Origin of the sequence: Mucilaginibacter ginsenosidivorans, assembly GCF_007971025.1 — a bacterium.
Taxonomy (GTDB): Bacteria; Bacteroidota; Bacteroidia; order Sphingobacteriales; family Sphingobacteriaceae; genus Mucilaginibacter; species Mucilaginibacter ginsenosidivorans.
On the sequence record NZ_CP042436.1, the window covers coordinates 4,445,043 to 4,469,519 of the forward strand.

Genomic DNA, 24,477 nt, shown 5'->3' on the forward strand with positions numbered 1-24,477 from the left:
TTTATAAAAAACCGACCAACTTGCCTGCAGACAAATACAATCCACAAAAGCTTAATTTCTTCATCCTGCTATTTGTTGTTATCAAAATAGCCCTGAACATGCTGGCCATGTCTCATTTTGGTTTTCAGCGTGACGAATTGTTGCATTTGGCGCTGGGCGATCACCTGGATTGGGGATTTAAGGAAGTGCCCCCGGTTATAGCTTTACTGGCTAAACTATCCACAACCCTATTCGGCGGTTCCGTATTTGCTACCCGGATGTTCAGCACCCTTGCGGGTGGGTTCATCGTTTGGTTTACAGGGAAAATAGTTGCTGAGTTAGGCGGCGGCAGGTTTGCCATTGCCCTGGCCTGCCTGGCACTGATATTTGCTCCCGCATTCGCTGCGAGCGATTACTTGTTTCAGCCGGTGGTGTTCGACCAGTTATGGTGGGTACTTGCTGTTTACCTGATTGTTCGCTATATCAATACTTCGGAACCGATTCATATTTACCTGCTGGGGGTTGTTATAGGTGTTGGTCTGCTTACCAAGTACACCATGGCATTTTTTGCGGCGTCGCTGCTGATCAGCCTGTTGTTCACCAGGCAGCGTAAACTGTTGTGGAGCAAACCTGTCCTGATCGCCGCAGCGATCGCGCTGGTGGTATTTCTTCCGAACCTTTTGTGGCAATTCAGGCATCATTTGCCTGTGTTTACCCATATGAAAAACCTGCGCGAACAACAGTTAAACTATATTAAACCAGCGGATTTTATCACTAACCAGTTAAAGGTAAATGGAATGGCCCTGTTTGTATGGCTGCCGGGATTGATCGCGCTTTTATTTTCATCAGCATTAAGCAAATTTCGCTTCATCGCATTTGCTTATATCCTGGTCTTTGCTTTCCTGCTGTACATGAACGGCAAGGACTATTACCTGTTCGGCGCCTATCCAATGCTGTTTGCGGCAGGTGGTTATAGCTTTGAAAAATGGATCAAAGCAAAATATGTAGTAGTTCGCGGAATCGCATTAGTCATATTGACTTTACTCAATATTATCTTTATCCCCCTGGCATTACCTATTCTGCCGGTAGAACAAACGATAGCTGTGTTTAAATCCCTGCATATCGCCCCCAAATGGGAAGATCAAAAGGAACATCCCTTGTCGCAGGATTACGCCGATATGTTTGGCTGGGACGAAATGGGTAATAAAGTTGCCTGGGCCTATTCGGGCCTTAAACCTGAACAGCAAAAGCATACCCAAATATATGCGGATAACTACGGCGATGCCGGTGCAGTATACCATTACGGAAAAAAATACCATCTGCCGGAGGTTGCGAGCCTTAACAGCAGCTTTACCCTTTGGGCGCCGGATAGTTTGAACGCGCATTATATTATTTATGTGGACGACCAGGGCGGAGGCAATGTAATCAAGAGACTCGCGCCATTTGTCGAAAAATATGTAAAACTTGGGGAGGTAAAATCCCGTTACGCAAGAGAGAAGGGCACGACCATCTTTTTGCTGGTAAATCCAAAGCCCGGACTGAACGACATCTACCAAAAAGAACTTGCCAGGAAAAGGCTGGAGTAATTTGATGTGCAGATTTCGGATGTGCAAATTTCAGATGTGCAGATGTGCAAATGATTGATGAGCACTTGAAACAAAATGGTCTTGTATTTATTATTGTGTAAAATCTAATAATCTATGCGGGGGCTTAAAACCATTATTTTCCTTTTCATTTCCAATACCTTTATGACCTTTGCCTGGTATGGCCACCTCAAATTCAAAGAATTTTCGTGGGGAAAGAACCTGGGGCTTTTTGCCATCATCCTCATTAGCTGGGGGCTGGCATTTTTTGAATATGTGTTCCAGGTGCCGGCAAACAGGGCGGGGTCGCAGGAAACAGGCGGACCATTCAGTTTGGTACAGTTGAAAACCATACAGGAGGCTGTTACGCTTACGGTGTTTATCATTTTTACCACCATTTTCTTCCGCACAGAAAAGTTAGGATGGAACCACCTGCTGGGTTTCGCGCTTATCGTACTGGCGGTGTTTGTGATATTTAAGAAATGGTAGCTCGACTTTTATATTAGAAATCAGCAAACAAACCAATATAAATGTTGGGGGTGGGTAGCTCCCTTCAAATCATTAGTATTTATGGTTAACACATTTTAGCGGCACTTTTAGTTAACTATCTTATAATCAGCACTTTAATTAACCAGACACATACAAATGTGTTAACCATGTTAACCCTGTATTATAGCCTGAGTTTCGGGAGCCGTTCTGAAGATGAGCGGATAGGCAGGATGCGCTACGGGTTCAATTTTTTATTCACAATCCTGTCTGTATAATCCTGTATAAATGCTTTGCAATCGAGCATACCTTTGCTCATTTCGGCGTTCAGCATTTCGCCGTCGAGGTTATGCTTCAGGCCTTTATCGGAAATGGCATAAATACCGATGATCTTTTTCCCGTCGAACAAATAGATATAATTGCCCTGCATAAACTGGTAGATGTTTCCGGGCGAATTGATAACCCGCGGCGTTTCGGAGGGTGAGTTGGTGATCAAGCTTCTCCCCCACGACCGGAAAGGCTTGTCGTAGCCGATGAGATCGACTATTGAAGGATAGATATCCGTTTGTGAAGCAAGATCTGTCCTGACGCCTTTAAGGCCATAAGCGGGATTGGCGCTATAAAATAATATCGGCACCGCAAAGCGGTTTATTTCTTTGCTGTATTCGGGGTAATAGGTCTGGCTGGTATGGTCGGCAGTGATGACAAAAATGGTGTTATTGTACCAGGGCTGTGTTTTGGCGTAGTTGAAAAATTCGCGCAGCGAATTGTCAGTGTACTGCACGCATTTGTCTATCGCCAGCGGCCCCCCTTTGAAGCGTGCTTTATATTTTGCGGGAATTTGGAATGGGTCGTGCGACGACAGGGTGAATAAAGTACCCAGGAACGGCTGTTTCTGTTTGCCAAGCGTGCGGCCAACAAACTGGAAGAATGGCTCGTCCCAAATACCCCATATGCCGTCGAAATCTGCATCATTATTATATTCCGTGCGGCCGTAATAACGCTGATAACCTAAAATATTACCAAATCCCTGGAAGCCCATGGAGCCATCGGCAGCGCCATGGAAAAAGGCGGTTTGGTAGCCCATGCTATCGCAAATGGATACAATGGACTGTATCTTCTGCTTGGCATAGGGCGAAGATGTGAATGCCGTTTGAAACGACGGTATACCCGCCAGGATGGATGACATCGCGTGAATAGACTGCCGCCCGTTGGCATAGGCGTTAGTAAATATCAAACTGTTATCCGATAAGGAATCGAGGAATGGTGTGTACGATTTGAAGCCGGAAATATTCACGCCACGATTCATGCTGCCCCAATATTCGCGGGCCATACTTTCCAGGATGATGATCATTACATTCGGTCGGTTCGCAGGATGGCTATTATATTGCTTTATGGGCTTAATGCTTGCATTGATATAGCTTTCACCCGTCCAGTGTTCGATCTTAAAACTGCTGGTGGTTATCGTCCGGATTATGGCGAAGGGCGTATTTAAAACAATATCACCCTGATTAGGGATGGCCACATGCTTATAGGCATCCACCATGTTTATAGGCCGGGTGCTATGTTTAAAATCACCACGAACGCCGCCGATCATTAATGCTATAACAACGACGAACACAATCGTTGAAAGGCCAAAATAAACCTTCGGACTTTTAACGGGTTCCTGCTTTACCCTCACTCTATAATACAGCCAGTACCAGCAAATACAGCATAGAATAAAGATGACAATAACATACCAATAGGCCCAGGAAAAATGGGCAAACAGCGCCTTTTTGTTGGTCTCGTCGGCCAATACATCAAGCGTTGCTTTGGTCGACCGCACCTGGCTGAAACGATAGTAGATAATATCGACAAAATTGGTGGCGTAGGCCAAAAAGTTAGTTACGAAATACAAGACAGCCAACCCTTTTTGATAACCGGGACGGGTGTTGACCGTTAACGGTAAAATACCCAGGATAATGAACAGGCTGTTGATATACAGCAATGCCGTGGTATCAAAAGCCAGGCCGTGGTAACACAGGGTAAGAAAGGCCCAAAAGCCATCTACAGCAAACAAATGGGTGTTGAAGGCAAAGAACAATACCCTGCTGATGAAGTAGAATACGTATGCTAAAAGCATCCTGTAGGCAAGTGCCTTGTATTCGGTTATTCTGAATTTATCGCCCATGTATATTAACGCGGGGTTAAATATACATGACGATAACGTTAATGCGCAATCATATTAAAGTAAAATCCGTCTACCCCGATATCGCATTGATAATATCATATTGCGTGATGATCTCGATCTTGCCCTGGTCATCTTCTGCCAATACCGCAATGTTGTCCTTATTGATCATGGTTGATATTTTATCGATTGAAGTATTCAGGTCGACAAAAGGGAACGGCGCGGTGGTGATAGTTTGAACCGGCGATGATTTCAAGGCAGGGTTATCCAGCAGCGCATCGAGGATATCGCTTTCGGTTATTTTGCCTATCACCATCCCTTTCTGGGTTACGGGTATCTGCGAAATATTGAGCGATTTGATGACATTGATAGCCTCCAGCACTGTCTTTTCGCAATCGATGGTGATGATCTCCTGGCGCTCTTTCTTTTTGATGATGTCGCGGGCGGTCAGTTTTTCGTCCTTCAAAAATCCGCGTTCGCGCAGCCAGTCCTCGTTATACATTTTGCCCATGTAACGCGAACCATGATCGGGGAAGATGATAACTACTACATCGTCCTTTTTAAACGTATCTTTCATCTGCAGAACACCGGCCACGGCCGAACCTGTAGAGTTCCCGGCGAAAATACCTTCTTTCAAAGCCACTTCGCGTGTCATCAGGGCTGCATCCTTATCGGTTACTTTTTCAAAATGATCGATCAGGCTGAAGTCGACGTTTTTGGGCAGGAAGTCCTCTCCTATACCTTCAGTAACATAGGGGTATATTTCCTCCTTATCAAAAATTCCGGTTTCCTTATATTTTTTGAACACCGAACCATAAGTGTCTATGCCGATCACTTTAATACCCGGATTCTTCTCCTTCAGGTATTTGGCAATACCCGATATGGTTCCGCCTGTACCTACACCCGCTACAAGATGCGTTATTTTGCCTTCGGTTTGCTCCCATATCTCGGGACCTGTACTTTGATAGTGTGCTACCGAGTTCGACAGGTTATCATACTGGTTTGGCTTCCATGAATTTGGCACTTCACGTTCCAGGCGAGACGACACGGAATAATACGAACGCGGGTCTTCCGGATCGACGTTCGTTGGGCAAACGATCACCTCGGCGCCGAACGCACGCAGGGCATCAAATTTTTCCTTTGATTGTTTATCGGTACTGGTAAAAATACACTTGTAGCCTTTTATCACTGCCGCTATAGCCAAACCCATGCCGGTATTGCCGGATGTCCCTTCGATTATGGTACCGCCCGGTTTTAGCAAACCATTCTTTTCAGCATCCTCTATCATTTTCAGCGCCATGCGGTCCTTAATAGAGTTGCCCGGGTTGGTGGTCTCAATTTTAGCAAGCACCGTTGCAGGGATGTCTTTTACTATTTTATTCAGCTTTACCATAGGCGTATTGCCAATGGTTTCGAGTATGTTGTTGTACCACATGGGGCAAAGTTAGTTGAATAAGTTGATTGAGTTAAGTGGTTGATGGAGTTTTATTGGTCGGGAAGCTCGAAAATTCGCGTACATCTGGAAGTAATGTCAATTAAGTTGATAGTCCTTTATGGAAAAGTAAACAGTTGTGCATCATAAGGAAAACAACCGACAAGCCCGCTTATTAAACCTGCACTCCCATGTCACACCTCTACAAAAAAGCAACAGCACTTTTACTATTTATCGCCCTGATGCAAAGCAGCATTTTCGCACAGCAAAAATTGCTGACGCCAAGTCGCCAGAGAAGCTATTATACCTTCATTTACAAGCTGGAACCAGACGAGGTGATGCGTTTTTACGGCAAGGCCGAAAAGCTGATGCCCGAAAAAATGATGCATAAGCTGGTGGATTCATTTAAAACAGATGAACGCTGGCGCAATTATCTGCCGTCGGGCAATTACCTGAAGGTTTTTGCAGAAAAGAATGTGCTGCAATATAAACTGATCGAAAACCATTCGGCAGACCTGAAGCTGCTTCATAATACCGGGGATATTTCGTTCTCACTGGTTAACCGGCAGGGCGAAAGGGTAAGCGACGCGGTGGTGCACATCAAACATGAACTGGTACCTTTTGATAGTAAAAGCGGCTTATATCACGTCAGGAACTCAAAAAAAGCAAAACTTATCCGGGTAGATTATCGGGGTGTGGTAAATTTCTTCAGGATAACAGAGGAAAGCAGCTATCATCGTAACTGGCTGAAGGCGAAGTGGTGCGGCTTTAAACGGCTATTTCAGCATAAGAACAAATACAATTACAACGGTTACCAATACCCCAATAGCTACAACGATCATTACACCGGCTTTATGATTTTCAATAAGGCCATTTACAGGCCGGGCGATACAGTGAAGTTTAAGGCTTTTATCATGAATAAGAAGAGCAAAAAGCCGATAACGGTCCCGCGTGTACTGATAAGGCTTCTTGATCGGAATAACGTGGATGATGTAATTACCGGTTATGTGAACAGCTACCGCGATGGCGGTTACGAGGGTAGTGTGGTGCTGCGCGATACGCTGGACCTTGACCTTGATGAAGAGTATACCATCAGCCTGGAAGACCCTACGAGCGCAAAATACAGCCAGAATGACGACAACAGCGATGAGGAGGATAAGGCAGCCATGGCCAGACGCAAGGTTTATTTCGCCGCTCAGTTTAAGTATGAAGAATATGAACTAAGGTCGGTTAACTTCAGCGCCCGGCTGGATAAAACCGAGCATTGGACAGGTGATCCGCTGGCCGTATACCTGAAAGCGACTGATGAGAACGATCTGCCCTTAAGCGACGGTCGCGTTACGCTGACGCTTACAAACCCTGTGATTAAGTACAATCATTTGACCAAGCTTTTTGTGCCTGATACCTTGTGGGTACACCAGTTGACATTGGAGCCTGCCGGCGAAACGAAGGTACTCATCCCCGATTCGATATTTCCCAGGACAAGCCTTGATTACGAAATACATGCTCAATTTTTGAACAGCAATAACGAGTCGCATTCAACCCAAAACCGCGTAACCTACAATTGCGAGCGCTACCGCATATCGGCTGAGATAAAAGGCGATACGTTGGTCTCATCCTATTTTAAATTGGGTAAGGAGATCAAAGGCGAAGCGCTGATCAGCGCACTTAGCGGGGAGGATACCTTATCGAAAATGAAAGTGGTGCTTCCGTCTAAGATCATCATCAATCCAAATGCTGTAACTTATAATATCGAAACTGACAGCACCGACATGGATGTAGACCTGAAAGAAAGCCAGTCTGGCATTTCACTGTCTGGCTACCGGACCGCCGATTCTTTGTTTGTAAGAGTTGCCAACGAACGCAACCTGCATTTCTGGTACTCGGTGTTTGCAGGTAACGATCTGCTGGAAACCGGCGAAACCAGCAGCCTTTTTTACAGGAGAGCTTACCGTGGGGCCAAGGATATCAATTTTGTGGTGAACTACATTTGGGCGGGTAAAAATGAATCGGAACAAACAACGGTGCCCTACCAGGATAAACTGCTGAATGTATATGTGAAACAGCCCATAAGCGTTTATCCGGGTCAACAGGTACGTTCGGAAATTGCAGTGACCGATAATGCAGGCAAACCAGTGGCTAATGCCGATATCACTGCCTGGGCGCTTACGCGCAAGTTTAGCGATTACCGCGTACCTTCTATACCTTACTTAGGCAAAGAAAATTATTACCGCAGGACCAACCGCGAACGATACCTGCAGCCGAACAACAATACCGCGGGCACGCGCCGCCTTGACTGGAAACGATGGAGCCGCGAAATGGGGCTTGATAGTATCGCCTACTACCAGTTTACCCATCCACGTCCGATATACCGCAGCGAGGAACCCCTGCACGATACTATTACCCAGATAGCGCCTTTTGTTATTAAAGAAGGGGATATCGAGCCGGTGCATATCCTTTTTATTGATGAGCGGCCGGTATACTTTGACCAGGCGCAGCAAATGGAGCGTTACAGCTTTGCGGTAAAACCGGGCAAACATAACCTGAAATTCAGGACAACTACGCAGTTCATCAAACTGGATAGCGTGCAGGTTAATGCTTACCGGAAACTGATCATCAGCCTGAATGATGATACATCAAACCATGCGGTCACTTTTGTAAAAATGGCCGATACGCTCGACCGCTATGAAGCTAATTTTATCGACCAGCACATGGTTACCATTACCGACAATTTTAATGGGAAGCTGGCCCTGTTGCAACAGGGCGATCATTTGACATTACTGAACCCCATTACCACGGGTTACCGCAACAATAACCAGGTACTTACCGGGCCGCTGTCTTATAACTATGCTGATCTGCTTTTACCCGGCGAAAAACCGAGGGGTTTCCTGGTTGAGCCGGACTATAGCTATGTGTTTGAACCGGGGTTGCTGAAGCAGAAAAGTATCCCTGCACGGTACCCTTTCCGCACAGCCTTGTTTTTGGGCCACGGGGCAAGCGATTACGGCCAATATGTGTTTACCCACAACGAGGCCGACAGCATCTGGGACCAGTACTTGTACCTGAAAAGCAATACGCAGCAATTGTTTATCAATGATCCCGTTAGTGACAGGATCACCGGCCGGTTGGAGATCTCAGTAAACGATTATAAGAACCAGAAGGGCCCGCTGATCAAAAACATCATCCTGTACCGGTACGACGATCCTGATTTTATCCAGGTATATTCCGGCAATACAATTAGGTTCAGCCCGCTAAAGACAGGCAAATACCGCATGCTGTTCCTGCTGAAAGGTGACAGCTACGATATTAAGGACGATGTGGTTGTTAAGGCGTTTGGGGTGTCGGTGTACAAATTTGATGTGCTGCCTGTTCATCCAAGAGATTCCGTCAGTATCAAAATAAACCAGGTTATGACCAACCGGACAAGCGCCTATAAATCAGGCGATAGCGACGTACAGAACGATGCACTAAAATTAAAAGAGGCCTTCAACGACCGGTATTTTGACATGACGAACTTCGGTGATTCGATGAGCGGAACAGTGATTGCCGATGAAGACGGCCTACCTATACCGGGTTGTACCGTGAAAGTGAAGGGGACAAATCATGGCGTTGTCACAGATGTAAATGGTCATTTCAGACTGAAAGTACCTGCATCCGGGCATTTGATCGCAAGTTTCGTAGGATACTATGCACAGGAAGTGAGAATAGAGCTAGGAACAGTTGTAAAGATCAGCCTAAAATCTTCTCCAAACATGTTGGGAGAAGTGGTGGTGACAGGTTATGCGACCGTTAGAAGAAAAGATGTTACTTATTCAATGGCAGTTGTAACTACCACAGAGCAAGGCTTAATGGGACAAGCCGCGGGTGTAACAATTGAAGCACAGCCTGGAGGCGGAAGTACTATATACATCAGGGGTATATCAGATAAGTCCGGCGCCAAGCCCCTTATTGTTGTTGATGGGGAAATAGTTGCAGATCTGAAAGGCATCAGTCCAAACGACATAGGAGAAATGAGTGTTTTAAAAGATGCATCGGCCACTGCGCTTTACGGTGCACAGGCAGCGAACGGGGTGATTGTTATCAATACCAAAAAGAGATCAAACAGCGGCCTGGCGGCAGATACCACGAAGCAGGGAGAAGGGTCACAGGGCTTGCGTAAAAACTTTTCGGATTATGCCTACTGGCATCCTAAACTGACCACGGATGCCAACGGCAAGGCCAGCTTTGTTTCGGTATTTCCGGATGACATTACCAACTGGCGCACCTTTGTGGTGGCTATAAACGGGCAAAAGCAAACAGGTTTCAGCGAGAAGCAGATCAAATCGTATCGCCCGGTAAGCGCTAATTTTGTATCGCCCCAGTTTGCCGTGAGGGGCGACGAACTGCATGTGATAGGCAAAGTACTGAACTATACGACAGATACGGTAAAAATCGAAAGAAGCTTTGTCTATAACGGCAAACCTGTAACGCACGATCTTCTACAGGTAAAAAATTCGCACATCGATACCATGAGTGTCACTGCCGAGGGTACAGATAGCCTGGCATTTGAATATACCATCAAGCGGGATAACGGTTATTTCGACGGCGAAAGGCGGAAAATACCTTTGATGGAGCAGGGCACCAAAGAAACCAAAGGGGTTTTTGAGGCGCTTGAAAAGGACACGACGGTCAGCCTGAAATTTAACCCGAATTCGGGTACCGTTACTTTTCATGCAGAATCGTCGGTATTGCCAATATTGCTGGAAGAGACAAAAAAGTTGAGGAACTACCAGTATTTGTGTAACGAGCAGCTGGCTTCCAAATTGATCGGGCTGCTCACCGAACGGCGCATCAAAAAGTTTTTGAATGAACCCTTCGAACATGGAAAGAATATTACCGAGATCGTCAAGAAAATTCAGCAGAGCCGCAACAGCCAGGGCACGTGGGGGTGGTGGAAAGATACACCTGAAGAAATGTGGGTGAGCCTGCATGTGGTTGAGGCTTTGCTGGATGCGGAAAGCGATGGCTATACTACCCAACTGGATAAAGTAAAATTGACACAATACCTGCTGTACCAACTGGATAGCTATAAGCAGCAGGATCGCCTTTACCGCCTTGAACTGCTGAAAAAACTGGGTGCCAAAGCCGATTACGAAAAATATGTGGCTGTTATCAGTAAGGAGATCAGCCTGCAAAAAGATCCGTCGGACTATACTAAGATGCGGCTGATGCTGGTTAAACAACAGGCAGGCATTCCCGTAAAAATTGACAGCCTGGTTGGTAAGGCCCGGCACACCATGTTCGGTAATATTTATTGGGGCGAAGAAGGTTACCGTTTTTTTGACAACTCGGTTCAGCTGAGTGTACTGGCTTATCGTATCCTGAAAAATGAGGGTAAGTATCCGGAGCTACTGTCGAAAATAAGAGGATATTTTATGGAGCAGCGTAAAGGCGGCGACTGGCGCAATACCTATGAGTCGGCGCTGATACTGGAAAATATTTTGCCCGACCTGCTAACTGAAGGTAAGGGCATCAAACCCGCGTCGATAACTTTATCGGGTGCGAAGAACGAGACCGTCACCAAATTCCCTTATACTGCTACCTTTGCCGGTAACGAGCTGAAAGTTGCGAAGACAGGTACGCTCCCGGTTTATATCACCGGCTACCAGCAGTTCTGGAATAGGAAGCCCGAAAAAGTAAGCAAGGATTTTACGGTCAATAGCTGGTTTGAGAAAAAAGGTGACAAACAAACCAAATTAAAAGACGGCGAAGCGGTGGAACTGAAAGTGGAAGTAACCACCCGCGGCGATGCCGATTATGTGATGATCAACATACCGATACCGGCGGGCTGTTCATACGAAAGCAAGGAGCAAAACTGGGGCAACGAGGTACATCGCGAATATTTTAAAGACCGGGTAAGCATCTTCTGCCGCAGCATGAAACAAGGCACCTACACCTTCACCGTGAACCTGATGCCCCGTTACAGCGGTATCTACAACATCAACCCGGCAAAGGCCGAGATGATGTATTTCCCGGTGTTTTATGGCAGGGAGGAGATGAAGAAAGTAGAGATTGGTTCACTGGTTCATTAGTTCATTGGTTGAAAATTTTATTGCTAATAAACAATTGAACTAACGCACGGGCGGACTAATGAACCGTTGAACTAATTTTAGAACTTCAAATGTTTAACCGTTAACCCGTTGTTGATGAGTTGTTTTAACGACTCGATGCCAACACGCAAATGTGTTTCTACATATTGTTCTGTAACGGCCGAGTCGCTTTCCGAGGTTTTCACCCCCTCCGGGATCATTGGCTGGTCGGACACAAGCAACAGGGCACCGGTGGGTATTTTGTTGGCAAAGCCGGTGGTGAAGATGGTAGCTGTTTCCATATCCACAGCCATGGCGCGCAGTTTTTTGAGGTATTGTTTAAACTCTTTATCGTGTTCCCAAACGCGGCGGTTGGTGGTGTAACAGGTACCTGTCCAGTAATCGCGTCCAAAATCGCGAATGGTGGTCGAGATAGCTTTCTGCAAGGCGAATGCAGGCAAAGCAGGAACTTCGGCAGGCATGTAGTCGTCAGAAGTTCCTTCGCCTCTTATCGCTGCTATGGGTAATATCAGGTCGCCAACCTTATTCTTCTTTTTCAACCCGCCGCATTTACCCAAAAATATAACGGCTTTGGGCTTAATGGCTGTCAGCAGGTCCATAATAGTGGCCGCTACCGGGCTGCCCATTCCAAAATTGATAATAGTGATGCCATTGGCCGTGACGGTTTGCATTGGCTTATCAAGCCCCATTATCGGGGTATTATCGTTCCATTCGGAAAAAAGCTGTAGATATTTGGAGAAATTGGTAAGAATGATATACTCGCCAAAATCGGTCAGCGGCCGGCCGGTATAGCGCGGCAGCCAGTTGGCCACTATAGCTTCTTTCGTCTTCAATCCTGATTTTACAGGTGAAGAAACTTCAGCGGGCTTTTCGGTTTCGGGGGTGTCTTTTTTGACGTCTTTTTCTTCGTTCATAGTGTGTAGAATTAAGGCAGAGGTGCGCTATTGAGGTTCTCGAAACATGCGGACAAAGGCCTTTCCGCTCATCCTTCGAGTGCCTCAGGACGACACCCGTACGTTGGTTTGCATATATACAACAAACCCCGGTGTTTCACCAGGGCTTGCGGTACAAATATACGTATTTATAAATTTATGCTTTGTTAAGCCACCTTTAATTTTTTCAGGTCCGACTTTTCAAATTTCTCCCTTGCATAGTCCATCGTCACATTAAGGCGTTTAACATCTTTTTTGGACGGGAACTCGAACATGGCATCGATCATGATGGCTTCGCAGATAGAACGCAGGCCACGGGCACCCAGTTTGAATTCCATTGCTTTATCCACAATGAAATCAAGCACTTCCTCATCAAATTCCAGCTTTACACCTTCATACTCGAAGAGTTTTTTATACTGTTTTAATAACGAGTTTTTAGGCTCAGTCAGGATGTTTTGTAACGCTTCCCTGTCTAATGGGTTAAGGTACGTCAGCACGGGCAAACGGCCTATCAGTTCGGGTATCAAACCGAATGATTTCAAGTCCTGCGGGGTTATGTATTTATACAGGTTCTTCAGATCGACGTCACCATCGTGGTTCTTGAATTTGTAACCAACGGTTTGCGTACGCAGCCTGCCTGCTATTTTCTTTTCGATACCATCAAAAGCGCCGCCGCAGATGAACAGGATGTTGTTCGTGTTTACGGTGATCATCTTCTGGTCGGGGTGTTTGCGGCCGCCCTGTGGCGGTACGTTCACCATGGTACCTTCCAGTATTTTCAACAATGCCTGCTGAACACCTTCGCCGGATACATCGCGGGTGATGGAAGCGTTGTCGCTTTTGCGCGCTATCTTGTCAACCTCGTCGATATAGACAATGCCCTTTTCGGCAGCGGCTACATCATAATCGGCAGCCTGCAATAAGCGGGTCAGGATGCTTTCAACGTCCTCTCCTACGTAGCCGGCTTCGGTAAGCACGGTAGCATCGCAAATGCAGAATGGAACGTTCAGCGTTTTGGCAAGTGTTTTAGCCAGCAGGGTTTTGCCGGTACCGGTTTCACCCACCATGATGATGTTCGATTTCTCGATCTCCACCTCATCCTTGTCCACCCGCTGGTTAAGTCGCTTGTAGTGGTTATAAACGGCTACAGAAAGGATCTTTTTAGCATCATCCTGGCCGATAACGTATTGGTCGAGATGCGCCTTAATTTCGGATGGTTTCAGCAACGAAGGGGCCGACGGGGATGTTTTTACCTTGCGCACCTTCAGCTCCTCCGCCAATATTTCGTTGGCCTGGTTCACACATTTATCGCAAATATGTGCATCCAAACCAGCGATAAGCATGAGCGAATCCTGTTTACCGGCGCCACAAAATGAACATCTTATCTCTTTGCTATTTTTATTCATTTTATCAAATATACTTAAAAGGCAGCATTAATGCAACGTTCGGGGTCACTTATTTAGTATTAATACGTTGTAAATGACCCCGTTGTTTTATTACTTTTTGCTATTATTGCCACGCAGTATCTCATCGACCATACCAAAATCAATCGCTTCATCAGCTGTCATCCAGTGGTCGCGGTCCGACGCCTTGTCAACTTTTTCATAAGGCGCACCGCTGTGATCGGCAATGATCTGGTACAGTTCTTTTTTCAGCTTGGTGATCTCGTGATATGATATTTCGATATCCGATTGCTGGCCCTGCGCGCCGCCCGATGGCTGATGTATCATCACTCTTGAATGCGGCAATGCGGCCCTTTTACCTTTGGTACCTGCGCACAATAATACAGCCGCCATGGATGCCGCCATACCGGTACAGATGGTTGCCACATCGTTCGAGATGAACTGCATGGTATCATATATACCTAAGCCAGCATAAACCGATCCACCCGGCGAATTAATGTAGATCTGGATGTCCCGTTTTGCGTCGGCCGACTGCAAAAACAACAGTTGCGCCTGGATTATGTTGGCAATATTATCATAAATGGCATCGCCAAGGAAAATGATACGGTCCATCATTAAGCGAGAAAACACGTCCATCTGGGCCACGTTCAGCTGGCGCTCTTCGATGATATAAGGGGTCATCCCGGTTGGAGCAATGCCTATCGGCATGTTTGCTCTTTCAACATTGTTAATAAATTTATCTACATACAGGCTATTTATACGATGATGCTTAACAGCATACTTCCTGAACTCGTTTTTATCAATATTACTCATTTTTCTATCTTTCTTTTATTATGGTTTATCGCGATAAATATAGTTTTAAGTTGAATATTATTATTCAACCAAAGTTTTTTAAAAGTAAAAAATTATAAGGCGGGTATTTTAAAACAGCAAAGCAACCCGGATGAGTTGCTTTGGTTTATAGTAATTATTTTGTTTTGTCATTCTGGGGAACCGAAGAATCTATCGACAAATAAATATCCATAGTAGATTCTTCACTACGTTCAGAATGAAAAGGGAGCCGGGGTTATTTCTCCAACTCAGCGAATTTTTTTGAAGTGACCTCTTTCTGATCGAGGGTGACGATGCTTTTCAGATGATCAAGCACTTTAAGTGCCTTTACTTCTTCAAATATCTTGTTGGCTTCTTCCTTGTTCTGCAAATATTGAACGGTGTATTGCGCCAGTTGCTCCTCGCTTAGAGGCTGTGGACTGTACATCCTGAACTGGGCATCCAGCCGGGCTTTGGCAGCCTGGAAAACCTCTTCGTATTTGATCTCGATCTGATTATCCTTAATAACCTTGTTCTCGATCAGCGTCCATTTCAGGTTCTGAGCAAAATCATTGTAGCCACCTGTCAATTCCTCGTCGGTTAGTTTCTCATTGGTAGCTTTCAGCCAGCGTTTAAGGAACTCGTCGGGCAATTCAAATTTTGCTTTGTCAACGGCCAGCTTATACAGGTCGTTTTGCAGTTTGCGTTCCGAATCCTGGGCGTACATGGCTTCCACTTCCTTTGTGATCTCATCCCTGAAACCTTCTTCCGTGGTCACCTTACCTTCACCAAATAATTTATCAAAGAACTCCTGGTTCAGATCGCTTTCTTCCAAACGGTTCACATTTTTAACCGTCAGGCGGAAGTTCGATTTCAACTCAGCTGCCGTTTCTTCATCTATCTTCAGTATAGCGGCTATGCGGGCAGCATCGTTGTTGTAAGCTTTCTGGATATCCAGTGTTACCACGTCATCCTTTTTCAGGCCGATAAGCGATTTTTTTACTTTCGCATCCTGCACCTGGTCCAAACGAACAGATGTGGTATTGCTGATGCCATCCTCAAAAACAGAACCATCCGGAGAAAGCTGCACCAATTCGGCATAAAGCACATCACCGTCTGCCGATACGTCAGGATTTGTCATTTTGCCATAGCTTTTGCGGATGTTGGTGATACGCGCAGCCAGTGTTTCTTCATCAGCCTTGATGACATATTGGGTCACTTTATCTTTTGATGAAAAATCGATATCAAACGCGGGAGCCAAACCTAATTCATAATTGAACTCAAAATCGTCAGCAAAATCCCAGTTATATTCCTTGTCATCAGCTTTTGGCAGGGGCTGGCCCAATACCTCAAGCTGCTGCTCGTTAATATAGTTATTCAGGGTATCGGAAAGCAGGTTGTTCACCTCGTCAACCAAAATGCTTTTGCCATACATCCTTTTGATGTGCGATGCCGGCACCATACCCGGGCGGAACCCCGGTATCTTGGCTTTCTTCGCATGATCGCGTATAGCTTTTTCAACCCGTGGCTGGTAATCTTCGGGTTTGATATTGATTTTTACAACTGCATTCAGGTTGTCGATCTTTTCCTGTGAAATATTCATCTTTTTCGGCGTGTTTTTACTTAAAATTCAAACGGCCGGGCGCTAATTCATTTGCACACAACCGATTTTGGAGGGGCAAAGGTAAGAAGATTTTTTGGAAAAAATAAGTCAGGCGAATGTCTTTTGGGGGGCCCTGTTTCAATACGCATCAAAGGTCGGTTTTTCGCCGGGGTAGCCACTCACCCCTGTAGTCTTTCACCTACCAACCCTCTTTACGGCAAAACGTAAAGAGGGTTGAAAAGCGGTGTCAGTTTACATGCGTTACGGTAGCAGCGCCAACTTTTGAAGTATTTACGTTGGCTGGATTACCTTTGTACTTCACATCGGCAGCGCCGGTAGAGCTTACCTGCAGGTCGTTCAATACATTTATCTCGCAATCGCTGGCGCCGGTGGTACGCACCTCATATTTACCAACCACAAAGTCAAAAGCGTGCACGGTTCCGTTGCCTGTCATTTCGATTCGGTGCGAGGTTGCCTGGCCCCTGAGCGTGATCTCGCTGGCCCCGGCGCTTTCAGTACTTACGTTTGCCGCCGACAGGTCCATATTAATATTACTTGCGCCGTTAAGTTTGATGTCAAGGTCTTTGGTATTGATCTTGCCGTCCGATAAAAAGTTAATTGCACCCGACCCTTTTAGTTTTTCGAGGTTGTGAACGCCGATACTGATCTCCATCTGACCGCTCGGGCAAACATTCTTTTTATAATATATCTTCAATTCGTCGCCGTCCGATTCGACATGGATATATTTCATCAGGTTATCGTCGGCGTTGATATTTACATTAAGGCTGCTGTCCTGTTTCAGGGTTACCTTAAAGCCGCCCGACACATTGATACGGGTAAAATCGCTCACCTTATGGTTCTCTGAAACGTGATTGCCCGAACCCTTAACACACCTGAACCTGCAGGATGGCAGCACGGCTATGGCAAGGAGCGAAATAAATGCTATAGGAATTAAAGAGATCTTTTTCATGATTGGGTTGTTTTGTTGTATTAGACTATAAGGAAATTATACCGGTTACATCAAATATATATTTTAATTTGGATTTGAGCTATAAGAATCAGGGTTGGTTTGAGTAAAAAAAGCCGCCCGATCTTTTGGGATACGGGCAGCTTTCTGAACATATATAATTGAATTCTTGCGATGATTAATTATAAACCTGCGAACTCGTCGGCTTTTGCGTTACTTTTTGCTACACCATCGATAGTTCTTACCAGGTGAGCTGCTGCAAATTCGGTGCTGTTTAAAGTAGCCGAACGGTCGCATTTCAGATTGCTTTGCTCAACATTACCTGCAATATCGGCTTTGGCGCGGCCCTTCAATATCACATTCATGCCGTAACCATCAACTTTCAACTTTGCATAGGCATTGTCGCTTAAAGTTACGGTCAGGTCGAGTGGTGAAAGTTTGCCGAATGACCTTACTTCGGCATTGTCATAAGCGGTTATGGAGCGAAGGTCGGCTGATTTAACCCAAACCACCAGTTTCTGATCAGCATAGGACGAGATGCGCAATACGCCGTTCTGGCTTTGTACCAGGGCGCTTTGTTCGTAATATTTATTGTAAACCTTTACCTGGTCGGCTTCGCCGTCCGATACATAAAGTTCAACATTTCCGCGAACTTCTATCTTGCTGATCTTTGATACATCAGTAAGCACTGTGCTTACTTCGTTATTGCTTTTGGCGACTGAATCATTTTTGCCGTCTGCCAATGCTTGGTTTCCTATTCCGAGTGCGATTGCTGCAACTGCTACCAGGGAAAATATTTTAGTTTTCATATGAGTAATATTTAAAAGTCGGTTGTTTTTTATTTCCTAATTACACTCATAAGACTATGTGCAAGGGGGCGTCGTTACAGCAAAAATGCCCTTATTAGTTATACAGGGGCTTTTTTTCGGTAAACCGGGGATTTCAGTCGGTGAAAATTTTTGGCGCCAGACTAATAGCATCCGGATTGCGGCAGTTCCGGCTCGTGTCGCAATGATACCGTAATATTGTCGCTCTTGGCAGTCACGAAAGCTGCATCTTCATAGTATCTTTATTCGGAAAAATGTGTTACCATGACAAGCTCCCAGATCAAATTCGAAACGGTAGACCAATACATAGCCTCATTTCCGGCAGATGTTCAACAAAAGCTCGAAACTATCAGAACGGCCTTTAAGCAGGCCGTTCCCGGAGCGGCAGAGCTGATACACTACCAGATGCCCGCGCTCGATTATAATGGAAAGCTGGTTTACTTTGCCGCGTTCAAAAATCATTATCACATTACGTTGCCCCATGCGGGTAAGGTACTTGAAGCCTTTAAAGACGAGTTATCGGGCGTCGATATCTCAAAATCGACCATCAGGTTACCAGCCGGCAGGCCATTGCCAATGGATCTGCTTACCCGGATGGTGAAATTCAAAGCAGAACAGCTTAGGGGGAAATAGTATAGTCTATATACCCCAGAAAGATAGTAATGAACAGGCATTTGATGTTAAAACACCAATTCCATTATCCTGGCTTCTGCTAATTTGCCAGTTATCCTTGAGGTGAAATTGTCACTGAACTGTTTATCAAACATTTATTTATCCACAACGCTTCTTTTTTAACTTTTGCTTTTCTTATATTTAACCCGCAGATAACCTTGTGGTTACTTTAATACCAGATAGTTAATTTGATCGACCAAAAATTATCGCACGTACCCCAAAAAATGGCAAAAAGTAAATCAAACTCGCCTGTTGGAAACAACATCAGGCGCCTGCGCGAAAACAACAAATGGAGCCAGCAGGTAATAGCCGAGAGGCTGAACATTTCCATCCCCGCCTATTCAAAGATCGAAACCGGCGTTACGGATGTAAACCTGTCCAGGCTTGAGCAGATAGCCCACCTTTTTGAAGTGGGCCTCCCAGGGTTGTTCGGTGGCGACGCGATACCCGCGCCAATGCCTACGCCCGAATTCGAAAAGCTTGAAAAGGAACTTTCTGAATGCGAGAAAGAGATCTTATACCTTCAGCGCAAGGTAATACAGCTTTACGAAGAACTTAACAAAGTAGCGGTTAACCAATAAAACACTACCTTTCATGAGGAAGATCAGCAGGTTGTTCGCCTGCTGACCCGCCTCATCGTCACCTCATTTTCCGCGCCTGTCAGAGCGCCCCGGGGGCTCAATGTTATGTGCAACAAAAAAGCCACCTGCGTTGTACAGATAGCTCTCTCTGAAATATATGCTGAACTTGTACCCCCAACCGGGGTAAAAGGGGATTGCTTATAAAGTAGCCATATCCAATTGATAGGCTGGCACGTTCCGGTTCTCGGTCATGTGGACTGCTGTAAAGTTTACCTTATTTACGCTGGTAGCCACGTCATGTTTCAGGGTCATGTCGTTCGCGGTGCCGGCAAGGTCGGCGGTGGCATGGTCGGCAAGGGTAACATTGGCGCTGTAAGCATCCAGGTTTAATTTAGCCGAAGCCTCATTATGCAGGCTAACACTCAGCTCTATCGGGCTTAACTTACCAAACGATTTTACTTCGGCATTGTCATAAGCGCTGATAGAACGCAGGTCGGTGGATTTAACCCAAACCACCAATTTCTGGTCGGCGTATGAAGAGATGCGCAGCACGCCGTTCTGACTTTGTACCAATGCGCTTTCTTCGTAGTATTTGTTGTAAACTTTAACCTGGTCGGCGTCGCCGTCAGATACGTACAGTTCAACGTTACCGCGAACTTCGATCTTACTGATTTTGTTAACCGTGGTAAGCACCGTGCTTACTTCGCTTTTATTTGCTGCCCCGTCTTTGTCGGCTGCGAATGATGTATTACCTATCCCTAATGCTAAGGTGGCGATGGTTGCGAGTGTTATGATTGTAGTTTTCATCGTTTTATTATGCTGATTGTGAATTATATATGTTCTTTGTTTTTAAATACATCCATAAGACGATACGCCGGAATAAACGTTACAGGCAAAACCCGACTATTAGATGTACGGCCTTATTTTCACGGTGAACGGGCTGTAATCGTCGGTGAAAAGTTGGGGTGATGAAAGAGCTTGGCGGGGGCGCCCAGCGATGACGGAAATTTAACGGTAGCAATTTGATTGAAACTGTAACAGCAGGGTAACTATTAAGTCTGCGGCGGTATAATCATACTGAAATGATAGCCCTGCCCCCGGGGCGAGTTCATTTTCCAACTGGCTTGCAGCATTTGAAGCCTGCTTATAATATTGTACATGCCCATCCCCTTTTTTAGGTTCAACCCGTCCATCCCTTTGCCATTGTCGATATAGCTGATAAGCAGGTTATCATCCTTTACATCAAAATTTAAATTGATCGCCGTTGCGCCGGAATGTTTCAGGGTGTTGCTCACCAATTCCTGCAATACGCGGTAAACCGCCAGCGATACATCAGGTCCCCAGGGTGTCGACCTCGCGCTTTCGCTACTGGTGAATTGCACATGCAGCCTGCTTGCTTTCTCGAGGTTTTCACACAATTGCTCAACCACCTCCCACAAGTGCAGCACGGGGATGAACTGCGGTGAAAGGCTGTGAGAGATGTTTCGTACGTTTTCGATTATCCTGTCGACAGCGGCAACACCGGCATCGTTGCCGTCATTGTCGTCCATCTGCATTCTTAAAACTGCCAGCTGGCCGCCGACATCGTCGTGCAGGTTTTGGCCTATGCGCTTGCGGTCGTCCTCCTGGAACCGGATCACCGAGTGCAGCAAGTCCTTCTGGTACTGTGTTTCGGCCTCCGCCAGTTTCCTTTTTTCTTTCAGCACCCTGTTTTGGGCGCGTATTTGTAAAAGGATGAAGGAAACGATCAGCAAAAAGGCTCCCACTATACTAATTAGGAGCAATACGAACAGATTATCGCTGGTTTTTGGCATACAAAAAGCCTACCGTAAACAAAAGGTACATCACCATTACGAGGGTGGCGTGAACGGTGCCGAAAAATAAGTTCACCTTTAAACTTGCCTTCTCATACAGAACATCCAAAAAGGCAAAGAAAAAAAAGGAGCTGCCAAAATAGAGCAACAATCCCGTAGTAATCCAATTTAAAGGATATTTGACCCACGATTTTGAATCATCAGAGTCACCTCGCTTAAAAAAATAAAGCAAGCAAAAGCCTGAGATGATCAGCGCTGCGACCGACCTCGGATAAGAATTGAAACGGTAGATGCTTTGAATAAAACTCAGGTCGACAATTGCAAATACCAAAAATCCTATCATAACAACTCCAATCAGCCGCCTGATCGAAGAATTGTCAAAAATTATTTGAAAAAATCTACCTAATAGCAGCAACTCAGCCATAGTATAAAGATGAAGCAACGGCAAGTTATTTATATCCCTAATACCCAAAAGTCTTTCTAAAACGTCCATAACTCCCCCAAATAGCAAGTACCAATAAATAATTTCTAACTTCCTATTTTTATAACTTTTTTGTATCAATCCTGTAGCCAGCGGGATGATTACGGTAGCAGGTACAAAGACTGTAACATATAAATGCTTCATCCCCCAATTCAAATTAGCTCCTTTTCAGATAGGGAGATACAACTCACTTTGAAAATCGCAATAAACAGGGCATGGTGAAGTAAAATCATAAACCGAAGTGTCGTTCGGATTGGCGGGATCATTAATAACTATATCGGCATGGGGCCTGTACTTATCGGCAAAAAAAACAGGGACTATTAAACCGCACAGATTAGCAGTTGTTGGTGGTTTGGGATCGTCTTCGCCGTTAAGCCCGAAATATAACCTAATGCCCTTCAGCGACTGCTCCTTATATTTTTCGCGTATGGCATCAATATCGTTAAAAGAGATCATGATGGCCCGGGGGATAGACTGCGGATTGCCGTTATAGCTATTTGATTCGATGGCCCAGTTCAGCCACCTTTTCACACGTATTTTTGCAACCTCAATTGCAATGGATGTGTCCGCTAACGGGATCACTGGAACGTCGTTTTGAACGGAATTAGGGTTTTCCATGTTTTTTTAATTAATTGGGTTAAAAATATTCGGTTAGTTAGGTTATAAGTAATATTCGTGATAAAACTGCGTCCTCGTATCCCTGGCAATAAAAACAGTCTGCTGCTCCCCGGGAAATTTTTGTTTGAAACCCCCGATCAACCGGTCGGCCAATTCCCTGCTGATGCCTTGCACCACATCCTGCGCACTCCTTTTAACATTTTTTACCGCTGTTTCCATGCTATGATAATAATGTGATCTTTACTACAAAAAATTTGGTTGGGCGTGCTGCGCAGGCAACCTGTCTGCGGCTGTTTGAAGCTATAAATCTACCCTACATACGGTGTATTCACCACCCGTTTTTTAACGGTATTTTTACAGTGTTTACACCCCTTTGCTAATTTTACATATCTTACTATATTTTGCCGCCGCACACCTGTTATGATGAGTACTATTAAAATCGCCATTGTTGACGACCAAAAAATATTTCGCCAGAGTTTAGGCGTACTACTTTTAGCTAATCCTGACTTTGAATTAATAGCAGAAGCAGACAATGGTGCCGATTACCTGGCCCAATTGCAACAGATGGCCATGTTGCCCGACATTACCATACTGGATATGGAACTGCCCGGCATAAGCGGGATGGAGCTTCACAAACTTTTGCAGCAACAATATCCTCAAATAAAAATATTGGTGCTGTCCATCCATTCCAACGAAAGACTGATAGCCAAAATGATAGAAAACGGCGCAAGCGGCTACCTTGTAAAAAATTGTGACAAGTCGGAGTTGTTCGCCGCCATCAATTCGGTATATCATTCAGGGTTTTATATCAACCAACGGGTGATGCAGGCTATACAAAGAGCGGCGAATTATAAAAATAAACCGGTGCGTAATGTTAACGGGATAGATATTGATGTTTCGAAACGGGAAACCGAGATACTGCAAATGATCTGCCACGAACTGAACGCGGGCGAAATTGCCGAAAAACTGTTTATCAGCAGCCGCACAGTGGACGGCCACAAAGCTAACCTGCTGCTTAAAACAGGCTGTAAAAATACTGCCGGCCTGGTGGTATTTGCTATCAGGAATGGGATCGTCGAGATCTGATCCTCACCTACCTCCTTCGTCCAAACCATAACAGGTAAAAATACCTGCTGTTGCCGGTATAAATACGCCATTTAGCGAACGGGTAATTCTGCGCTAAAAATCGGGTCGTTAGTGCCATTACTTTGACTCGTCGAAACGTGAAAGCGCTTTCACCGACGACAAAAAAGGCGGATACCGAAAAGCCTTGAAAGAGTAGGTGCAAAAAAAAATATCAAAAAAATGGCAAATTCATACGGAATTACAGTAGCGCTGGATTCTTATACCTTAGGCAAACTGCAAGCAGGTAATTATTCGTTACAGGTTTTCAAAGGTGCAAAAGGTAACCAATCGACCGCGCTTCCCACGTTATGGTTCTCAGTAACCGAATTCAGCGCCACTGTCTCATTAAAATGGACAGAGCAATATGGCGCTTTTGTTGATAATCAAACTATTGCAAACGGCGTGGTGGTAGACATCAGCAGTAGCAAAGCCATGAATCTGGGCGACCTGATGACACTTTTATCTGACGGTGATACTAATGTAACGACAACCGGAGGCAGAGACGGCGCAATTACCGTTTTCAGTCAGCAGTCGAACGAGTGGATCTGCGGCATGACCCAATCCATGAATGGCAGCGCCCCTACCCCCATCTGCGCTTTCCCGCTTTTTGGCAGCCAGGCCGACCTGATGGAACCTTACGAGACTGTGGTGCTTATGTTTGCATCGGGCCAGGTTGCAACAGGCACAGTCGTTGAAGAAGCAATCTCTTCATCGGTAACTATTACATTATCAGGCGCCGCGCCAAGTGTTGCCGTCGCATTTGATATGAACCTTGGATGGAACACCAGCGGCAACCCCTATGCTGTGGTTAATCCCCTGCCGATAAACCTGGCAGAAACATTAATAGTTCCGATCAGCTAATCTCAAAGGGCGCTACCAGGCGCCCTTTTCACCACGACTTGATAATA

At 45.5% G+C, this 24,477-nt stretch carries 20 protein-coding genes; 7 read left to right on the top strand and 13 right to left on the bottom strand.

The features are described 5' to 3' along the window. Window positions 1-20 precede the first annotated feature (20 nt). The gene (locus FRZ54_RS20215) at window positions 21-1,565 is read left to right on the top strand and encodes an ArnT family glycosyltransferase (RefSeq protein WP_147033624.1); all 1,545 of its coding nucleotides are present in this window, start codon (window positions 21-23) and stop codon (window positions 1,563-1,565) included. Between the two features lie 114 nt (window positions 1,566-1,679). Next, a complete protein-coding gene (locus FRZ54_RS20220) occupies window positions 1,680-2,051 on the top strand; it encodes a DMT family protein (RefSeq protein WP_147033625.1) in 372 nt (123 codons plus the stop codon). A 235-nt stretch (window positions 2,052-2,286) separates the two neighbouring features. Here the strand turns inward: FRZ54_RS20220 and FRZ54_RS20225 are convergent, their stop codons facing one another. Together FRZ54_RS20225 and FRZ54_RS20230 are read right to left on the bottom strand one after the other, a co-directional pair. Further along, the gene (locus FRZ54_RS20225) at window positions 2,287-4,218 is read right to left on the bottom strand and encodes an LTA synthase family protein (protein ID WP_147033626.1); all 1,932 of its coding nucleotides are present in this window, start codon (window positions 4,216-4,218) and stop codon (window positions 2,287-2,289) included. 70 nt (window positions 4,219-4,288) lie between these two features. After that, window positions 4,289-5,650 carry a pyridoxal-phosphate dependent enzyme gene (locus tag FRZ54_RS20230; RefSeq protein ID WP_147033627.1) on the bottom strand — a complete coding sequence of 454 codons (1,362 nt, stop codon included), beginning with the start codon at window positions 5,648-5,650 and terminating at the stop codon, window positions 4,289-4,291. A gap of 188 nt (window positions 5,651-5,838) precedes the next feature. Here FRZ54_RS20230 and FRZ54_RS20235 point away from each other — a divergent pair, with 188 nt between their 5' ends. Then, a complete protein-coding gene (locus FRZ54_RS20235; protein ID WP_147033628.1) occupies window positions 5,839-11,718 on the top strand; it encodes an alpha-2-macroglobulin family protein in 5,880 nt (1,959 codons plus the stop codon). A 77-nt stretch (window positions 11,719-11,795) separates the two neighbouring features. On the opposite strand, the gene FRZ54_RS20240 is transcribed toward FRZ54_RS20235, so the two are convergent. The 6 genes from FRZ54_RS20240 to FRZ54_RS20265 form a co-directional block, all read right to left on the bottom strand. Next, the gene (locus FRZ54_RS20240) at window positions 11,796-12,650 is read right to left on the bottom strand and encodes an AMP nucleosidase (RefSeq protein ID WP_147033629.1); all 855 of its coding nucleotides are present in this window, start codon (window positions 12,648-12,650) and stop codon (window positions 11,796-11,798) included. A gap of 185 nt (window positions 12,651-12,835) precedes the next feature. Then, complete coding sequence (clpX, locus tag FRZ54_RS20245; RefSeq protein ID WP_147033630.1) at window positions 12,836-14,074, bottom strand: ATP-dependent Clp protease ATP-binding subunit ClpX; 1,239 nt, start codon at window positions 14,072-14,074, stop codon at window positions 12,836-12,838. A gap of 90 nt (window positions 14,075-14,164) precedes the next feature. Next, the gene (clpP, locus tag FRZ54_RS20250) at window positions 14,165-14,884 is read right to left on the bottom strand and encodes an ATP-dependent Clp endopeptidase proteolytic subunit ClpP (RefSeq protein ID WP_147033631.1); all 720 of its coding nucleotides are present in this window, start codon (window positions 14,882-14,884) and stop codon (window positions 14,165-14,167) included. Window positions 14,885-15,137: 253 nt separating this feature from the next. Further along, a complete protein-coding gene (tig, locus tag FRZ54_RS20255) occupies window positions 15,138-16,484 on the bottom strand; it encodes a trigger factor (RefSeq protein WP_147033632.1) in 1,347 nt (448 codons plus the stop codon). A gap of 247 nt (window positions 16,485-16,731) precedes the next feature. Continuing rightward, the gene (locus tag FRZ54_RS20260; RefSeq protein WP_147033633.1) at window positions 16,732-17,454 is read right to left on the bottom strand and encodes a head GIN domain-containing protein; all 723 of its coding nucleotides are present in this window, start codon (window positions 17,452-17,454) and stop codon (window positions 16,732-16,734) included. Window positions 17,455-17,633: 179 nt separating this feature from the next. Continuing rightward, a complete protein-coding gene (locus FRZ54_RS20265) occupies window positions 17,634-18,260 on the bottom strand; it encodes a GIN domain-containing protein (protein ID WP_147033634.1) in 627 nt (208 codons plus the stop codon). Between the two features lie 282 nt (window positions 18,261-18,542). Between FRZ54_RS20265 and FRZ54_RS20270 the strand changes: the two genes are divergently transcribed. Continuing rightward, a complete protein-coding gene (locus FRZ54_RS20270) occupies window positions 18,543-18,911 on the top strand; it encodes an iron chaperone (protein ID WP_147033635.1) in 369 nt (122 codons plus the stop codon). 263 nt (window positions 18,912-19,174) lie between these two features. Next, window positions 19,175-19,531 (top strand): helix-turn-helix domain-containing protein, encoded by a 357-nt coding sequence (locus FRZ54_RS20275; RefSeq protein ID WP_147033636.1) that lies wholly within the window; start codon window positions 19,175-19,177, stop codon window positions 19,529-19,531. Window positions 19,532-19,729: 198 nt separating this feature from the next. Here FRZ54_RS20275 and FRZ54_RS20280 read toward each other — a convergent pair whose 3' ends face one another. The 5 genes from FRZ54_RS20280 to FRZ54_RS24555 all read right to left on the bottom strand — a co-directional run bounded on the left by FRZ54_RS20280 (window position 19,730) and on the right by FRZ54_RS24555 (window position 22,663). Next, a complete protein-coding gene (locus FRZ54_RS20280; RefSeq protein WP_147033637.1) occupies window positions 19,730-20,338 on the bottom strand; it encodes a GIN domain-containing protein in 609 nt (202 codons plus the stop codon). A gap of 245 nt (window positions 20,339-20,583) precedes the next feature. Continuing rightward, complete coding sequence (locus tag FRZ54_RS20285; RefSeq protein ID WP_147033638.1) at window positions 20,584-21,345, bottom strand: sensor histidine kinase; 762 nt, start codon at window positions 21,343-21,345, stop codon at window positions 20,584-20,586. Continuing rightward, entirely contained in the window at window positions 21,326-21,970 is a 645-nt protein-coding gene (locus tag FRZ54_RS20290) for a hypothetical protein (RefSeq protein ID WP_147033639.1), read from the bottom strand. The genes FRZ54_RS20285 and FRZ54_RS20290 overlap by 20 nt, the downstream gene beginning before the upstream one ends. A gap of 24 nt (window positions 21,971-21,994) precedes the next feature. Then, entirely contained in the window at window positions 21,995-22,444 is a 450-nt protein-coding gene (locus tag FRZ54_RS20295) for a hypothetical protein (protein ID WP_147033640.1), read from the bottom strand. A 42-nt stretch (window positions 22,445-22,486) separates the two neighbouring features. Next, window positions 22,487-22,663, bottom strand: a complete 177-nt coding sequence (locus FRZ54_RS24555) for a hypothetical protein (protein ID WP_187359682.1) — start codon at window positions 22,661-22,663, stop codon at window positions 22,487-22,489. A 201-nt stretch (window positions 22,664-22,864) separates the two neighbouring features. Here FRZ54_RS24555 and FRZ54_RS20300 point away from each other — a divergent pair, with 201 nt between their 5' ends. Both FRZ54_RS20300 and FRZ54_RS20305 read left to right on the top strand, forming a co-directional pair. Then, the gene (locus FRZ54_RS20300) at window positions 22,865-23,530 is read left to right on the top strand and encodes a response regulator transcription factor (RefSeq protein ID WP_147033641.1); all 666 of its coding nucleotides are present in this window, start codon (window positions 22,865-22,867) and stop codon (window positions 23,528-23,530) included. 219 nt (window positions 23,531-23,749) lie between these two features. Beyond that, complete coding sequence (locus FRZ54_RS20305; protein ID WP_147033642.1) at window positions 23,750-24,430, top strand: hypothetical protein; 681 nt, start codon at window positions 23,750-23,752, stop codon at window positions 24,428-24,430. Window positions 24,431-24,477: the final 47 nt, after the last annotated feature.

What these genes read in the sequence shown, in the direction of transcription:
- FRZ54_RS20290 (WP_147033639.1), bottom strand. Translation starts at nt 21,970, where the DNA reads ATGAAGCATTTATATGTTACAGTCTTTGTACCTGCTACCGTAATCATC.
- FRZ54_RS20285 (WP_147033638.1), bottom strand. Translation starts at nt 21,345, where the DNA reads ATGCCAAAAACCAGCGATAATCTGTTCGTATTGCTCCTAATTAGTATA.
- FRZ54_RS20300 (WP_147033641.1), top strand. Translation starts at nt 22,865, where the DNA reads ATGATGAGTACTATTAAAATCGCCATTGTTGACGACCAAAAAATATTT.
- FRZ54_RS20225 (WP_147033626.1), bottom strand. Translation starts at nt 4,218, where the DNA reads ATGGGCGATAAATTCAGAATAACCGAATACAAGGCACTTGCCTACAGG.
- clpP (WP_147033631.1), bottom strand. Translation starts at nt 14,884, where the DNA reads ATGAGTAATATTGATAAAAACGAGTTCAGGAAGTATGCTGTTAAGCAT.
- FRZ54_RS20235 (WP_147033628.1), top strand. Translation starts at nt 5,839, where the DNA reads ATGTCACACCTCTACAAAAAAGCAACAGCACTTTTACTATTTATCGCC.
- FRZ54_RS20240 (WP_147033629.1), bottom strand. Translation starts at nt 12,650, where the DNA reads ATGAACGAAGAAAAAGACGTCAAAAAAGACACCCCCGAAACCGAAAAG.
- FRZ54_RS20230 (WP_147033627.1), bottom strand. Translation starts at nt 5,650, where the DNA reads ATGTGGTACAACAACATACTCGAAACCATTGGCAATACGCCTATGGTA.
- FRZ54_RS24555 (WP_187359682.1), bottom strand. Translation starts at nt 22,663, where the DNA reads ATGGAAACAGCGGTAAAAAATGTTAAAAGGAGTGCGCAGGATGTGGTG.
- FRZ54_RS20275 (WP_147033636.1), top strand. Translation starts at nt 19,175, where the DNA reads ATGGCAAAAAGTAAATCAAACTCGCCTGTTGGAAACAACATCAGGCGC.
- FRZ54_RS20305 (WP_147033642.1), top strand. Translation starts at nt 23,750, where the DNA reads ATGGCAAATTCATACGGAATTACAGTAGCGCTGGATTCTTATACCTTA.
- FRZ54_RS20265 (WP_147033634.1), bottom strand. Translation starts at nt 18,260, where the DNA reads ATGAAAACTAAAATATTTTCCCTGGTAGCAGTTGCAGCAATCGCACTC.
- FRZ54_RS20220 (WP_147033625.1), top strand. Translation starts at nt 1,680, where the DNA reads ATGCGGGGGCTTAAAACCATTATTTTCCTTTTCATTTCCAATACCTTT.
- tig (WP_147033632.1), bottom strand. Translation starts at nt 16,484, where the DNA reads ATGAATATTTCACAGGAAAAGATCGACAACCTGAATGCAGTTGTAAAA.
- FRZ54_RS20270 (WP_147033635.1), top strand. Translation starts at nt 18,543, where the DNA reads ATGACAAGCTCCCAGATCAAATTCGAAACGGTAGACCAATACATAGCC.
- FRZ54_RS20295 (WP_147033640.1), bottom strand. Translation starts at nt 22,444, where the DNA reads ATGGAAAACCCTAATTCCGTTCAAAACGACGTTCCAGTGATCCCGTTA.
- clpX (WP_147033630.1), bottom strand. Translation starts at nt 14,074, where the DNA reads ATGAATAAAAATAGCAAAGAGATAAGATGTTCATTTTGTGGCGCCGGT.
- FRZ54_RS20260 (WP_147033633.1), bottom strand. Translation starts at nt 17,454, where the DNA reads ATGAAAAAGATCTCTTTAATTCCTATAGCATTTATTTCGCTCCTTGCC.
- FRZ54_RS20280 (WP_147033637.1), bottom strand. Translation starts at nt 20,338, where the DNA reads ATGAAAACTACAATCATAACACTCGCAACCATCGCCACCTTAGCATTA.